This is a genomic window from Limosilactobacillus mucosae (assembly GCF_046939755.1).
Classification (GTDB): domain Bacteria; phylum Bacillota; class Bacilli; order Lactobacillales; family Lactobacillaceae; genus Limosilactobacillus; species Limosilactobacillus mucosae_A.
The window spans coordinates 19,653-34,675 of record NZ_JBKZAY010000009.1; the positions used below are offsets into that span (position 1 = coordinate 19,653).

Annotated in this window: 14 protein-coding genes; all 14 read left to right on the top strand. The window is 46.4% G+C overall.

Annotated features, from left to right (window positions below):
* Positions 1–12: 12 nt before the first annotated feature.
* The 14 genes from metG (at position 13) to ACLUWI_RS04640 (ending at position 15,010) form a co-directional block, all read left to right on the top strand.
* The gene (metG, locus tag ACLUWI_RS04575; RefSeq protein WP_412146341.1) at positions 13–2,037 is read left to right on the top strand and encodes a methionine--tRNA ligase; all 2,025 of its coding nucleotides are present in this window, start codon (positions 13–15) and stop codon (positions 2,035–2,037) included.
* On the top strand, positions 2,037–2,831 hold the full coding sequence (locus ACLUWI_RS04580) for a TatD family hydrolase (protein WP_412146342.1): 795 nt from the start codon (positions 2,037–2,039) through the stop codon (positions 2,829–2,831). The genes metG and ACLUWI_RS04580 overlap by 1 nt, the downstream gene beginning before the upstream one ends.
* 11 nt (positions 2,832–2,842) lie before the next feature.
* The gene (rnmV, locus tag ACLUWI_RS04585; RefSeq protein ID WP_412146343.1) at positions 2,843–3,415 is read left to right on the top strand and encodes a ribonuclease M5; all 573 of its coding nucleotides are present in this window, start codon (positions 2,843–2,845) and stop codon (positions 3,413–3,415) included.
* On the top strand, positions 3,405–4,298 hold the full coding sequence (gene rsmA, locus ACLUWI_RS04590) for a 16S rRNA (adenine(1518)-N(6)/adenine(1519)-N(6))-dimethyltransferase RsmA (protein WP_412146344.1): 894 nt from the start codon (positions 3,405–3,407) through the stop codon (positions 4,296–4,298). Before rnmV ends, rsmA begins: the two co-directional genes overlap by 11 nt.
* Before the next feature lie 90 nt (positions 4,299–4,388).
* On the top strand, positions 4,389–4,631 hold the full coding sequence (locus ACLUWI_RS04595) for a Veg family protein (protein WP_412146345.1): 243 nt from the start codon (positions 4,389–4,391) through the stop codon (positions 4,629–4,631).
* A gap of 152 nt (positions 4,632–4,783) precedes the next feature.
* A complete protein-coding gene (gene ispE, locus ACLUWI_RS04600) occupies positions 4,784–5,635 on the top strand; it encodes a 4-(cytidine 5'-diphospho)-2-C-methyl-D-erythritol kinase (protein ID WP_412146381.1) in 852 nt (283 codons plus the stop codon).
* 327 nt (positions 5,636–5,962) lie between these two features.
* Positions 5,963–7,186, top strand: a complete 1,224-nt coding sequence (arcA, locus tag ACLUWI_RS04605; RefSeq protein ID WP_412146346.1) for an arginine deiminase — start codon at positions 5,963–5,965, stop codon at positions 7,184–7,186.
* 305 nt (positions 7,187–7,491) lie between these two features.
* Positions 7,492–8,913: a basic amino acid/polyamine antiporter gene (locus ACLUWI_RS04610; protein WP_412146347.1), complete on the top strand. Its 1,422-nt coding sequence runs from the start codon at positions 7,492–7,494 to the stop codon at positions 8,911–8,913.
* A gap of 192 nt (positions 8,914–9,105) precedes the next feature.
* Positions 9,106–10,014 (top strand): metal ABC transporter solute-binding protein, Zn/Mn family, encoded by a 909-nt coding sequence (locus tag ACLUWI_RS04615; RefSeq protein ID WP_412146348.1) that lies wholly within the window; start codon positions 9,106–9,108, stop codon positions 10,012–10,014.
* Positions 10,011–10,682: an ATP-binding cassette domain-containing protein gene (locus tag ACLUWI_RS04620; RefSeq protein WP_412146349.1), complete on the top strand. Its 672-nt coding sequence runs from the start codon at positions 10,011–10,013 to the stop codon at positions 10,680–10,682. Before ACLUWI_RS04615 ends, ACLUWI_RS04620 begins: the two co-directional genes overlap by 4 nt.
* Positions 10,675–11,469, top strand: a complete 795-nt coding sequence (locus ACLUWI_RS04625; RefSeq protein WP_412146350.1) for a metal ABC transporter permease — start codon at positions 10,675–10,677, stop codon at positions 11,467–11,469. Before ACLUWI_RS04620 ends, ACLUWI_RS04625 begins: the two co-directional genes overlap by 8 nt.
* Before the next feature lie 266 nt (positions 11,470–11,735).
* The gene (gene purR / locus ACLUWI_RS04630) at positions 11,736–12,581 is read left to right on the top strand and encodes a pur operon repressor (protein ID WP_412146351.1); all 846 of its coding nucleotides are present in this window, start codon (positions 11,736–11,738) and stop codon (positions 12,579–12,581) included.
* 6 nt (positions 12,582–12,587) lie between these two features.
* Positions 12,588–13,955 carry a bifunctional UDP-N-acetylglucosamine diphosphorylase/glucosamine-1-phosphate N-acetyltransferase GlmU gene (glmU, locus tag ACLUWI_RS04635; protein ID WP_412146352.1) on the top strand — a complete coding sequence of 456 codons (1,368 nt, stop codon included), beginning with the start codon at positions 12,588–12,590 and terminating at the stop codon, positions 13,953–13,955.
* A gap of 71 nt (positions 13,956–14,026) precedes the next feature.
* Positions 14,027–15,010 (top strand): ribose-phosphate diphosphokinase, encoded by a 984-nt coding sequence (locus tag ACLUWI_RS04640; protein ID WP_006499391.1) that lies wholly within the window; start codon positions 14,027–14,029, stop codon positions 15,008–15,010.
* The last annotated feature ends 13 nt before the right edge of the window (positions 15,011–15,023 follow it).

Below are 15,023 nucleotides of genomic sequence, written 5' to 3' on the forward strand. Positions count from 1 at the left end.
AGAAGGGCCAACATGGCTGAACAAAAACCAACTTATTACATCACAACACCGATTTATTATCCATCTGGCAAACTGCACATTGGGAATTCCTACACCGAAGTTGCCTGTGACGCTGAAGCCCGCTTTAAGCGCCTTGATGGCTATGACGTTTTCTTCTTGACGGGGACTGACGAACATGGTCTCAAGATTGAAGAAAAGGCTGAAAAACTGGGGATGGAACCCCAAGCCTACGTTGACAAGATGGCAGCCGGCATTAAAAAACTGTGGAAAAAATTGGAAATCTCCAATGATAAGTTTATTCGGACCACGGATGACTATCATGAAAAAGCCGTGCAAAAGATTTTTCAAAAGTTTGTTGATCAAGGCGACATTTACAAAGGTGAATACGTTGGCTGGTATTCGGTTGACGATGAAGAATACTTTACTGAAAGTCAATTAGCTGAGGTCTATCGTGATGAAGATGGCAACGTGATTGGCGGTAAGGCACCATCTGGCCATGAGGTGGAACTGGTCAAAGAAGAGTCCTACTTCTTTAAGATGAGCAAGTACGCGGACTGGCTGATGAACTACTACAAGGAACACCCTGACTTTATCGAGCCTCATACGCGGATGAACGAAATGCTCAAAAACTTCTTGGAACCTGGTCTGGAAGATCTGGCCGTTACGCGGACCTCGTTTAACTGGGGCGTTAAGGTACCTAATGATCCTAAGCACGTCGTTTATGTCTGGATCGATGCCTTGTCCAACTATATTACGGCACTGGGCTATGGCAGCGATGACGACAGCCTGTTTAAGAAATACTGGCCAGCTGACGTGCACATGGTTGGTAAAGAAATCGTACGTTTCCACACCATCTACTGGCCAATCATGCTGCATGCGCTGGGGTTGCCATTGCCAAAGCACGTCATCGGTCACGGCTGGCTGACGATGAGAGACGGCAAGATGAGCAAGTCCAAAGGCAACGTGATCTATCCAGAAACGCTGGTTGATCGCTATGGCTTGGATGCTACGCGCTACTACCTGCTGAAGGCGATGCCATTTGGCAACGATGGCGTGTTCAGTCCGGAAGACTTTGTCGACAAGGTTAACTTTGATCTGGCCAATGACCTGGGGAACCTGCTTAACCGGACCGTTGCCATGATCAACAAATATCAAGATGGTGTCTTGAAAGGCGAAAATGCAGCTGCTACTGACTACGATCAGGATCTGGAAGCCACGGCAGCCCAGGCCTTTGCCGAATACAAGGATTTGATGGACAAGACGCACTTTGCCGATGCATTGAGCGCAATCTGGAAGCTGATCTCACGTGCTAATAAGTACATTGATGAAACTACGCCATGGTTGCTGGCTAAAGATGAAGCCAAAAAAGATGAGCTTTCTGACGTTATGACGCACTTGGCTAAGAGTCTGCGCATGGTTGCTGCAATGTTGCAGCCGATTATGACGCATGCGCCAAAAGAAATCTTAGGTCAGCTTGGTTTGCCTAAAGAAGACATTGCCTTGACTAACCTGTCATTTAACGACTTCCCAGCTGAGGTTAAGGTCGCAGCTAAGGGAACGCCAATCTTCCCACGTCGTGATGTTGAAGAAGAAGTGGCCTTTATCAAGAGTCAGATGAGTGCCAACCAAAAGGCCAAGGGTCGCAAGGCAATGGCTGAAGCTGCCGAAAAAGCCAAGACGCAAGCCCAGTTGCCAGAAATGAAAAAAGATATTCGAATTGACGTTTTTGACAAGGTGGATCTACGGGTTGCTCAGATCAAGGCTGCTGATCATGTTGAAGGTGCCGACAAGCTGCTTAAGTTCCAACTGGATGACGGTACGACTGAGGGGCGTCAGATTTTGTCTGGAATCGCGCAATGGTATCCAGATCCAAGCGTCTTGGTAGGCAAGAAGGTCTTAATCGTTGCCAACCTGAAGCCTCGCAAGATGCGTGGTGAACTTAGTCAAGGCATGATCCTTTCTGATGAGGATGCTGCCGGCAACGTTCAAGTCGTAACGGTACCAGAAAACATGCAGCCAGGGACGACGGTCTGCTAATGACTGGACTAAAACCTGAATTAAAAATCTATGATTCGCATACGCATCTGAATGACGATGTCTTTTATGATGATGTACCGGCTTATTTGGCACGGGCCCATCATTTTGGCGTTGTTGAAATGAATATGATCGGCTCTAATGAGCTGCTTAATCAGCGGGCCATTGAGCTGGCGCACCATTATACAGGACTGCATGCCGTGATTGGCTGGCATCCAGAAGATATTGCCCGCTTTAATGCAAAAGCAGAAGAACTGCTCTTAAAACAGTTGACGGATTCAGTCGTTGTGGGAATTGGTGAAATCGGTTTGGACTACTTTAACGATGAGCATTCGCCGCATGACGTGCAGAAACAAGTCTTTGAGCGTCAATTAGCGATTGCTAGGGACTTAAAGATGCCAGTCTCGATCCATTGCCGTGACGCCTTGGCTGATACCTATCAAATCCTCAAAAACGCGCACGTGGAGGAATTTGGCGGGGTTATGCATAGCTTTAACGGCGATGTGGAATGGATGCAGCGCTTTTTGGATCTGGGCATGGAGATCTCCTACAGTGGCGTTGTGACGTTCAACAGCGCTAAGGACGTTCAAGCAGCCATGCTGGCAACACCGTTGGATCATCTGTTGGTCGAGACCGATGCTCCCTACCTGACGCCAGTGCCATATCGTGGTCAGCGAAATGAGCCGGGCTTTACGCGGTTTACGGTTGAAAAAATTGCTGAGCTGCGCGAAGAATCACTAGAGGATGTTGCCAGGGCAACGTATGAGAATGCCAATCGCTTATTTTTGAATCATTAATGAAAGGCCTTATGGAAAAGATTAAAGAAGTCATCGTTGTCGAGGGCAAGGATGATACCAAACAAATTGCTAAGGCCGTCAACGCCGACACGTTTGAGACAAACGGGTCGGCGTTGTCGTCAAAAGACCTTAGACAGTTAGCAAAACTACAAGCAGCACGTGGCTTGATCGTTTTTACGGATCCTGATTTTAATGGCGAACGGCTGCGCAAGATTATCAGTCAAGCCGTTCCAGGCGTCAAGCATGCCTTCATCAGACGCGATCAGGGCGTGCCGGATGAAGCACACGGCAGCCTAGGCGTTGAGCATGCCGATCCGGCAGTTATCAAGGAAGCCTTGGCACACGTTTATACACAAGAAACCGCGCCAGCAATGGTGATTACGACTGCCATGATGCGTCAGGCCGATTTGACGGGTGGCAGAAATGCCCGTGCTCGGCGCGAGCGGCTTGGGCAGCTGCTGGGGATCGGCTATGGAAATGCCAAGCAGATGCAAAAACGGCTTAATATGTTCCGCATTAGTCAAGAACAGTTTGAAAATGCCATTGAAAAAATCAACCAGGAGGAAAAAATCGATGAGCAGTAATCCGGAAATCGGCAGTCTGAATCGGACCCGAGCCATTATGAAAAAATATGGCATTCACGCTAAAAAGGGCTTTGGTCAGAATTTTTTAACGGATCTCAACGTCTTAAAAAATATCGTTAAAGCAGCTGCTATTACCAAAGAAGATAATGTGATCGAAATCGGGCCTGGACTGGGTGCTTTGACTGAGCAGCTGGCACAGGCTGCTGGTCAGGTGGTGGCTTTAGAAATCGATACGGATCTGCTGCCGGTTTTGGATGAGGTGCTTTCTCCGTACGACAATGTTAAAGTGCTCAACCAAGACGTGCTCAAAGCTGATCTGCCGGCACTGATTCAAGAACAGTTCGCTGATCCGAACCGGCCGATTAAAGTGGTTGCCAATCTGCCTTACTACATTACCAGTCCAATTTTAATGGGCCTATTGGAAAGCCCGGTTGCCTGGTCGGCGATTTGCGTTATGATGCAAAAAGAGGTTGCTCAGCGTTTAACGGCTCAGCCAGGAACCAAGGAATACGGCTCGCTGACGCTGGCGATTGAGTATCGCATGCAGGCCCGGATTGCATTTGGGGTTTCGCGTCACGCCTTTGTACCAGCACCTAACGTAGATTCGGCAATCGTGGTTTTAACGCCGCGTACTCAACCATTAGCTGCTAAGCCATATGACGAAGGAAAATTCTTCGGCTTCGTAAAGAATTGTTTTGCTCATCGTCGCAAGAGCCTATGGAACAATCTCAAACCATTAGCTGGTAAGAATGCTGATAAACAGGCTATTATTCAGAATGTGTTGGCAGAGTTAAGCATCTCACCGCAGATTCGACCAGAGAAGTTAACCTTAGAGCAGTTTATTACTTTAGCTAATCAACTTCACGCCCAAAAACTGCTTTAAAAAATAAATTGATTTTTGGGCAGTCTTGTGATAAAATTTGACTTTTTAAAGATTCTTGCCGTATAATATTTTTTTGTGAGGTGAGAATACATGCCAACGACAATTGAAGGCATCAAGGAAAGACTTGATGCACAGGTAGGCCAAAAAGTACTGGTCACGGCGCAGGCTGGTCGTAAAAAGGTTACCCAGCGTCAAGGCATTTTAAGCGAGACGTATCCAGCAATCTTTATCGTTAAGCTTAATAAGCGTGAAGGTTCTTTTGATCGGGTCTCCTATAGTTATGCCGATCTCTTGACCAATAATATTTCTTTGACATTTGAAGAAGCTGAATAACTCAGCCAAAGCATCGTGTTTAGCACGGTGCTTTTTATTTAGGGACAAAAGAATCCATAAGGCTGGCTTTAGTCTTTGAGCAATAGTTGCAACTCGGTCAGCCACATTTGTATAATAATTAAAATTACTTGTCAAAAAAGGGGGGTATGACCTTGATCATAACTGAAAAAGCTCCCGCCAAAATCAATCTGGCTTTGGATACCCCAATGCGCTATATTGATGGTCTGCCACGCTGGAATATGGTGATGAACTCCATTGATCTCGCGGATTACGTTACGATTGAGACGCATCGGCATCAGCATCGTATCAAGGTTTATACCGACAGCAGCTTTTTACCTAATGACCAACGCAATCTTGCCTACCAGGCGGCCCATATCCTTAAAAATCGATTTCACATTGATGAGGGCGTGACGATCAAGATTCAAAAACGAATCCCAGTGGCAGCGGGGCTTGGTGGTGGTTCATCAGATGCTGCTGCTGTCTTACGGGCGCTCAATCAAGGCTGGAATCTGGGACTTTCTTTAAGAGAGCTTGCTCAGCTGTCGCTTTCGATAGATTCTGACGTACCTTATTGCGTCTACAGTCAGACGGCCCATGTAACCGGACATGGCGAACAGGTCGAAGTGTTAAGACCGTTTCCACATTATTGGGCAGTAGTGGCCAAGCCTAAGATCAGTGTTTCAACGCCAACGATTCTGCGGCAGATTAATTATGAAAAGCTGCAGCATCTGGATGTCGATTCATTGGTTGACTGTATTCAAAATGGTCGCTGGCAGGAATCGTTTGCCTATATGGGCAATGTTTTGGAGCCGGTTACGATGAATGAATATCCTGAGATTCGTCAGCTTAAGCAACGGATGGAAAAGCTGGGGGCAGACGTCGTTCAGATGAGTGGTACGGGCCCGACTGTTTTTGCGCTGTGTCATAACGAGTCAAGGGCAAGACGACTGCATAATGGCTTATGCGGATTTTGTCGGGAAGTATATCTAGCTATGCTTTTATAGTTTTGAAAGCGTCAAGCACGTTGAAACACGGTTTGACGCTTTTTATTCATTTTTCAATTATGAGTAATGAACAATAGCTGCCTTTACAACTATTAGTTGATTTAAAAACAGTCATTTTCAAAATTATTTAAAAAATGATATTCTCATTCTATGCATTATTTTACTAAAATATATTCATAAATTGACTGCTTAAGCATATTCGAGAAAACGTATTCATTTTATATTAAACGATCATCAAAACGTTGATACCAAAGGATTGACAACGCTTACTTAACGGGTTATATTAAGAACGTAGTCAAGTAAGAAAACAAAAGGAGTGACTGTATTATGCCAAGTCCAATTCATGTAACTTCGGAAATTGGCAAGCTGAAGACGGTTATGCTGCACCGCCCTGGCCGTGAAATTGAAAACCTCACGCCAGATTCGATGTACCGTCTGCTGTTCGATGACATTCCATATCTGCCAATCGCGCAAGAAGAACACGATTACTTTGCTCAAACGCTGCGCGATCAAGGCATTGAAGTTCTTTATTTCGAAAAGCTGGCTGCTGAAGCACTGGCTGACCAAGACGTTAAGGAAGAATTCGTTGACCGTATGGTTGCTGAATCCGGCTACGCAGCTGGTTTGATCCACGACGTTTTGAAGGAATATCTGTTGGCTATGAACACGCAAGACATGGTTAACAAGATCTTCGAAGGGGTTCGTCGCGAAGAAATCGATCTCCCACACATGACGCTGCAACAAGCTGCTGAAGATGCTGATTGGCCATTCGTAATGGACCCAATGCCAAACGCATACTTCACGCGTGATCCGCAAGCATCAATCGGTGATGGTATTTCCATCAACCGGATGACTTTCCCAGCTCGTCAGCGTGAATCCTTAATCACTGAATACATCATCAAGCACCACCCACGTTTTGCCGGTCAAGTCAATGTATGGCGTGACCGCAACCACGAAACGCACATTGAAGGTGGGGACGAACTGGTATTAAGCGACCACGTATTTGCTATCGGTATTTCTGAACGGACGACTGCCGATGCAATTGAAGACATCGCTAAAAACCTGTTCAAGAAGTCAAACTACGACACGGTCATTGCCATCAAGATTCCACACAACCACGCAATGATGCACCTTGACACCGTCTTTACGATGATCGACTATGACAAGTTTACTGTTCACCCAGCAATTCTGGATGAAGATGGTCAAGTTGACAACTGGGTACTGCATCCAGGCAAAGATGGCGAAATCACGATGGAACACCACACGGACATCAAGGAAGTGCTTAAGAAGGCCCTGAATAAGGACGACATTGACTTGATCCCAACTGGTAACGGTGACCCAATCATCGCTGCCCGTGAACAATGGAATGACGGCTCTAACACGTTGGCAATCGCACCTGGTGAAGTTGTTACTTACAACCGTAACTACGTATCCAATGATTTGCTGCGCAAGCACGGCATCTTGGTTCACGAGGTTCGCTCAAGCGAATTGTCTCGGGGTCGTGGTGGTCCGCGTTGCATGTCCTGCCCAATCGTTCGTGAAGACCTTTAAAAGCAGGCAGGCGGCTTGACCGCGTAAAAATTGGCGCCGATCAATGAGATTTGGTGCATATTAAAAGCGAAAGTTGGATCATCGCGATATGAATTCGCAACGGTACGGCTTTCGCTTTTTTCAATTAAGAATTAAAATAATATTAGACAATTCTCGATCATTTATTTTTTTAAGGTGTGTAAGGGTTCAGAGGTGGGCGATTGAGTATTAGTCGAAGTATTTATAAGTCATTTAAGCTGGTTTAGACTTGATTAATTTGATGATGAGTGTCTAGTCAATCTACGAATAGAAACGAGGGGATATTTATGGATACTCAAAACAAAGGTATCGGTAAGGGCGAACTGATTGCCCTGATCGTTAGTTCATGTATCGGTACCGGTATCTTCGGGATTACCAGTGACGTTGCGGCTGCGGCTGCTCCAGGTCCAGCCCTGCTGGCATGGCTGTTCGTTGCCTTTGGTTTCCTGATGCTGGTGCTTTCTTTAAACAATTTGTCCAACAAGCGGCCAGACTTGGAAGGTGGGATCTTCGCCTACGCTGGTGAAGGTTTCGGTCCATTGGGTGAATTTATTTCTGGTTGGTCCTATTGGCTGTCAGCTTGGCTGGGTAACATTGCCTTTGCTACGATGCTGATGAGCTCAATTGGGACCTTCATTCCAACCTTTAAAGGTGGCCAAAACGTTCCATCAATTATTGTTGCAATTATTTTCTGTTGGCTGTTAACGATTTTGGTTAACAATGGTGTCGAAAGTGCCACCTTCGTTAACATGATTGGGACGATCTGCAAGATTGTGCCATTGGTAATCTTCATCATTATCATGTTTGTCTGCTTCAAGGGCGGCATGTTTACCGCTGACTTCTGGGGCAAGGTCGCAAGCAACGCTACTAAAGGTACGACGACTGGCTCGATCTGGGCTCAAATGAAGGGTACGCTGATGACTCTGATCTGGGTATTTATCGGGATCGAAGGGGCATCAGTTATGGCTCACCGTGCAAAGTCTCGTTCTGAAGCTGAACAAGCCTCAGTTATCAGTTTCATTCTGCTGGTAATCATCTACGTTTTGATTTCTGTTCTGCCATATGGTGCACTGACGCGTGCTCAATTAGCCGGCATGGGTCAACCAGCCATTGGCCACGTTCTGGAAATGACGGTTGGTCACTGGGGTGCCGTATTGATTAACGTTGGTTTGATCATTTCAACGATTGTTTCCTGGCTGTCTTGGACGATGCTGCCAGCCGAAACGACGATGCTGGTTGCTGATGACAAGGCGATGCCAAAAGCTTGGGGCAAGGTTAACTCCAAGAATGCACCAACGACTTCACTGATGATCACAGCCGTTTTGCAGACGATCTTCCTGTTCTCGCTGCTGTTTACGGAAAAGGCCTATGAATTTGCCTACTCACTTTGTGCTGCCGCAATTTTGTTCTCCTACCTGTTTGTTGGTCTCTACCAAATGAAGTTGAGTTCCGAACGTAAGGAATGGGGTCAATACACGGTTGGCTTACTGTCGGCACTGTTTATGTTTGCCTGCATGTTCCTGGCTGGTTGGCAAGAAGTGCTGCTGGTTACGATCAGCTTTATTCCAGGCTTCTGTGTCTACTACGCTGGCTGCAAGGAAAACAATCACAAATTCTCTAAGGCTGAGCTGTGGACGATGGGCCTGATTCTGGTATTGAGCGTTGTTGCCATCGTATTGGTATGCAATGGTACGATCACTATTAGCTAGTGATTTTTGACAGATGGTCGTCATTGACTGAATCAAGACTATGTAAAAGCTTAAAGACGAATTTAAATCGTGTTGGAATTTCTCCAGCACGATTTTTTTTATATAAAGGATTGCGCTGATGTACAAAATTAGGTAAGATAGTCACTGTTGTTAAATCGTAATTATTACTATTTATTTTTGTGAGGTGAAAAGATGGATCGACGCTTTTGGAAAATTGTGGCGGGCCTGAGCTTGGCATTGGCAGTAATTTTTTTCCTGGCAGCTACTGACTGGCATCTGCGGCAAAAATCACAGCGGCCGATTAGAGTTGTTGCCAGTTTGAATTTTTATGGCGAAGCTGCCCAGGCCGTTGCGGGAAAATATGGTCAAACTATTTCCGTAATTGATAATGCGGCGGTTGACCCACATGAATATCAGCCAGCAACCGTTCAAGCTGAGCAGGTTGCCAAAGCGAACGTTGTGATTTTAAACGGTCTGGGCTATGATCAGTGGATGAATGATCTGGTTAAGGCCAATCGAGACGAGTCGCAAACGGTTGTCAACGTTGGTAAGCAGATTGCCAGCCAAAAAGATGGTGCCAATGAACACGTTTGGTACCGGTCTCAGACGATGAAACGGCTGGCTTACTATCTGGCAAAAGAATATGCCAAGCTTGATCCTGAACATAAACAGTACTACTATCGCAATGCCCGAAAATATGTCCGCTCACTGACATCGATTGATCGGCAGATTGAAAAATGCCGTCAGCTGGCCCAAAAGCAAAAAGTTGACGTCAGCGAGCCGGTTTTTGATTATGCCTTAGAGAATCTAGGCTATCAGATCAATGACCGTCATTTTGAAAAAGCAATTGAAGACGGCAACGATCCATCGCCAAAAGATATTCAGCAACTGCAGCAAGATATTCAAGAGCACCGGATCGCATTCTTTGTTAACAACAAGCAGTCGCAGAGCAAGACAATCGACAACCTGGTCGCACTGGCTAAAGAAAATCACGTTCCGGTTCTTAACGTTACCGAATCCCAGCCTAATGGCAAAACTTATCGGCAATGGATGCTAGGACAGTATCGGCAGCTCTATCGAATCCTACAGCGAGGTGAATGATCATTTCTCTTATTACAGTTAAAAACCTGACCTTAGCCTATGGTGATAAAAATATCGTTGAAGACTTAAGCTTTTCTTTAGCGTCTGGTGATTTTTTGGTGGTGATTGGCGATAATGGCGTTGGTAAGACCACGCTGGTAAGATCGCTTTTGGGACAGCTTAAGCCCAAAAAAGGCGTGATTGAGATGCCTGATAAGCTGAAGATCGGCTATGTTCCGCAGTTTCGCAATCTGGATGAAGAATATCCGCTATCAATTAAAGATTTTGTAGCTTTAAATGCGGGCAAGAGTCTGCGCCCATGGCTGAATCAAAAAGAACGACAGCAGCTGCGTCATATTTTAGAGCTGACGGATCTGACACGAATTCAGGATCGCTTGTTGGGGCAGGCTTCAGGTGGTGAAAAGCAGCGCGCTTACCTGGCACAGGCACTGTTGGGCAATCCTCGTCTTTTGATCTTAGATGAGTCAACAGCCAGTCTCGACAACGAAATGAAATATGAACTTTTGGATCTGGTAGCCAAACTGCAAAAAAAAGGACTCAGCGTTATTTTTATCACGCATGACTGGGAGCTGGCCCGCAGCTATGGTACGCGCTACCTAAAGATGATGCCGGGCAGCTATCAGACCGGATCGATTGAAGAATTCCGACAGGGGGTTAAAAATGTTTGAGTTGAGCTTTATGCGCAATGCATTTATGGCCGGAACGTTTATTGCCATCGTCAGCGGTATGATTGGCGTTTTTGTGATGGCGCGCAGCATGTCTTTTTTGACGCATACACTGTCCGAAATCGGGTTTGCGGGGGCTTCATTTGCGGTCTTTGCGGGTTGGCCGGCATTAAACGGAATGCTTTTGTTCACCATGCTGAGCTCGGTTTTAGTTGGTCAGATGAGTATTAAGGAATCTCGTCGTGAAGCAGTTATCAGTGCGGTCTCAGCGCTTTTTATCGGCTTGGGCATCTTGTTTCTGTCGCTTTCCAGTCAAACGGCCAGCTCAGCCACCAGCATCCTGTTTGGCAGCGTGGTTGGAATCAGCAGGCAAGAAGTCTGGCAGTTGGTGGGCCTGTCGCTTTTGGTAATGACAGTCGTAATGATTGGCTACCGCCAGCTGAAGTTTGATTCGTTTGATGCTGTCGGCGCGCGGGTTAACGGCATTAACAGCACGCTGGTCTCGGTCGTTTTTTTGCTTTTGCTGGCATTGAGCGTCAGCGTGGCGGCTCAGATCGTTGGTTCGCTGCTGATCTTTATTCTGCTGACGCTGCCCGCTGCCAGTGCCAAGTATTTTACACATGGTGTTGCCCAGATGATCGTTTTAGCAATCCTATTTGCCATGCTGGGAACCTGGCTGGGATTGTATCTGGGATATTTGACCAACTGGCCGGTCAGTTTTTTTATTGCAGTGATTGAAGTAGTGATCTATGTGGCTGCCTTGATTTTTCAGCACTTAGTCAACGATTAGCAGAAAGTGTTAAAATAAGACACGGCTCAATCTTTGGGCGGTGTTTTTTATTTTCAGTCGAATCAGTCATCAGGTATCAATCCAAGTCCGGAATTTCTCTTTTTTGCCTGATTAAATCGGTTAATCCTTTTATGTAGCGCAGTCATCTTGATTGTTTGCCGAAACAGCCCGCAAGATTCTGAATAAAATTGCGGTAAAAGACGAACTATTATGTTATGATTTGAAGGTATCAATAATTATTAGCTCAAGTAAAAGAGGGAAATTACATGAAAGTCAGACGCAGTAATCGCTTGGTTGATATGACGCGCTATTTGATGGAACATCCACGGACGCTGGTTTCATTGAAGTTCTTTGGCGAACGTTATGGCTCGGCCAAGTCATCAATCAGTGAGGATCTAAGCATCATTCGGCGGACGCTGCACACTTGGGGCGTCGGTCGTCTGGAAACCCTGCCTGGTGCCAGTGGCGGGGCCCGTTTGACGTTGCTCTACTCTGAAGAAAATGCTGCGCAGGTCATTGATGATCTGGTCAAGGCGGTTGACGATGACAGTCGGCTCTTACCAGGTGGCTATGTCTATCTATCGGATCTTTTGGGACGGCCAGACGTGCTTCGTGAAGTCGGCCGCTTGATTGCGACTCAATATGTTGACGATGACGTTGACGTGGTAATGACGGTCGAGACTAAGGGCATTCCGATTGCTCAAAGCGTAGCGATGTATTTGAATAAGCCATTCGTAATCGTGCGCAACAGTTCTCACATTACGGAAGGCTCAACGGTCAGCGTCAATTACGTCTCAGGTTCGTCACAGCGAATCAAAAAAATGGAGCTTTCACGGCGGACGCTTAAAGAAGGTGCCAACGTGATCGTTGTTGATGACTTCATGAAGGGTGGCGGGACGCTGAACGGAATGAAGTCGCTGATTGAAGAATTCGGTGCGCATCTGGTCGGTATGACAGTCTTTGCGGAAGGGCAGTTCAGTGGTCAGCGTTTGGTTGATGGCTGCACTTCATTAATCAAGGTTCAAGCCGTTGACGATACGACCAATAAGAAAATCACTGCTCAGCCAGGCAGCTATATGGAAGCCGTATTTGGCGATAAAAAGGAGAAATAAATAAAAATGACGCAACGCAATGCAATTATTCTTGCGGCCGGCAAAGGTACGCGGATGAAGTCCAAACTTTATAAAGTGTTGCACCAAGTGTGTGGCAAAACGATGGTTGAACATGTCTTAGGTCAGCTGGAAGAAGCTAAGATCGACAACATCGTGACGGTAGTTGGCTATGGTGCCGAAACCGTTGAGCAGACGCTGGGCAATCGGACCAAATATGCTTTGCAAAAACAGCAGTTGGGGACTGGTCATGCGGTTATGCAGACTGAATCGCTGCTGGGTGATCAAGAAGGCGAAACGCTGATTGTTAGTGGGGATACGCCTTTGTTTACCGCCGCAACTTTCAACAAAATGTTTGAATACCATGAGCAGCGTCATGCGGCAGTTACCATTCTGACTTCAGTGGCACCTGATCCTACTGGCTATGGCCGCATCGTTCGCAATGACGTGGGCATTGTTGAACGGATTGTTGAACAAAAAGATGCCACGCATGAAGAACAGGAAATTCATGAAATCAATACTGGTGTCTACTGTTTTGATAATCAAAAGCTGTTCCAGGCCCTTAAGCTGATCAATAACGACAATGCACAGGGCGAGTACTACTTGACGGATGTCATCGGTATTTTAAAGAACCATGGCGAAATCGTGACAGCTTATCGAATGGATGACTTTGACGAATCAATGGGGGTCAATGATCGCGTTGCCTTGGCGCGGGCCAACCAGATCATGCGTAAGCGGATCAACACCCAATTGATGAAAGACGGCGTCACGATGGTTGATCCAGAAACCACTTATATCGATGCCGATGTTAAGGTAGGCCGCGACACGGTAATCGAAGGCAACGTTGTGATCAAAGGCAATACTACGATTGGCAGCGATTGCTTTATTGGCGCTCATTCAGTCATCAAGGATTCAGTCCTGCATGATGACGTCAAGGTCTATGCCTCAACGCTGGAAGAATCCGAAATGCACACGGGATCAGACGTTGGTCCCAACAGTCATCTGCGTCCTCAAGCTGAGATTGGCAAGGGTGTTCATATCGGCAACTTCTGTGAGATCAAGAAAGCCTACATTGGCGAAAATACTAAGATTGGTCATTTGAGCTATGTTGGCGATGCTACTTTGGGTAAGAACATCAATATCGGCTGCGGTGTGGTCTTTGTCAACTATGATGGCTCCAAAAAGCACCACACCAACGTTGGCGATCATGCCTTCATCGGCAGCAACTCTAACATTGTGGCTCCTGTTAATATTGCCGAAGATTCATTTGTTGCGGCTGGGTCAACGATTACAGACAGCACGGAACGTTTTGACATGGCAATCGCTCGGGCACGACAGGTCAATAAACCGGATTATGCTAAGAAGCTTCCCTGGTAACAGTTGCTTTTTGAGCTTTAAATCAATATGATTAGAGTGATAGAAAAAGTATGCAGATTTCGGAGGACCCCATGAAAGAACGTTATGCTGACCCTAAATTAAAAATTTTTGCCTTAAATTCCAACCGCCCACTGGCTCAAAAAATTGCCGACGAAGTGGGGGTAGAATTGGGTAAGCTTTCGGTTGACCGCTTTAGTGATGGCGAAATTCAAATCAATATCGAAGAAAGCGTCCGTGGCGATAATGTTTATGTTATTCAATCCACTTCAGCTCCCGTAAACGATAACTTAATGGAACTGATGATCATGATCGATGCCTTGCGTCGGGCAAGTGCCAATACGATCAACGTGGTCTTGCCTTACTACGGCTATGCTCGGCAGGATCGAAAAGCGCGGAGTCGAGAACCAATCACGGCTAAGCTGGTAGCCAATATGCTGCAGAATTCTGGCGTAACGCGGATTGTTGCACTCGATCTGCATGCTGCCCAGATTCAAGGCTTTTTTGACATTCCAGTTGATCATTTGATGGGGGCGCCGCTTTTAGCTGATTACTTTATCAATGAAGGCGTGGCTGCCAATGCCGTTGTCGTTTCGCCGGATCATGGTGGGGTTACGCGAGCACGGGCCCTGGCAGAATTTCTTAAGGCGCCGATTGCCATCATCGATAAGCGGCGACCACGGCCAAACGTTGCCAAGATTATGAATATCATTGGGGACGTCAAGGGTAAGAAATGTATCATGATTGACGATATGATTGATACTGCCGGTACGATTTCCAAAGGTGCGCAAGCTTTGATGGATGCCGGTGCAGAAGAAGTCTATGCTTCAGCTACGCACGCCGTTTTGTCGGGTCCGGCGATTGAGCGTCTGGACAATTCGCCATTAAAGCAGGTCGTTGTTACGGATTCGATCCAGCTGCCTGATGAAAAACAGATTGACAAGATCGTGCAGGTTTCCGTGGCACCGCTGATTGGCGCGGCAATCAAGCGAATCAATGAAAATCGTCCCGTTAGTCCATTGTTTAACAACCGTTTTGAACAGGCTAACGAAGATTAGATTTAATCAAAAA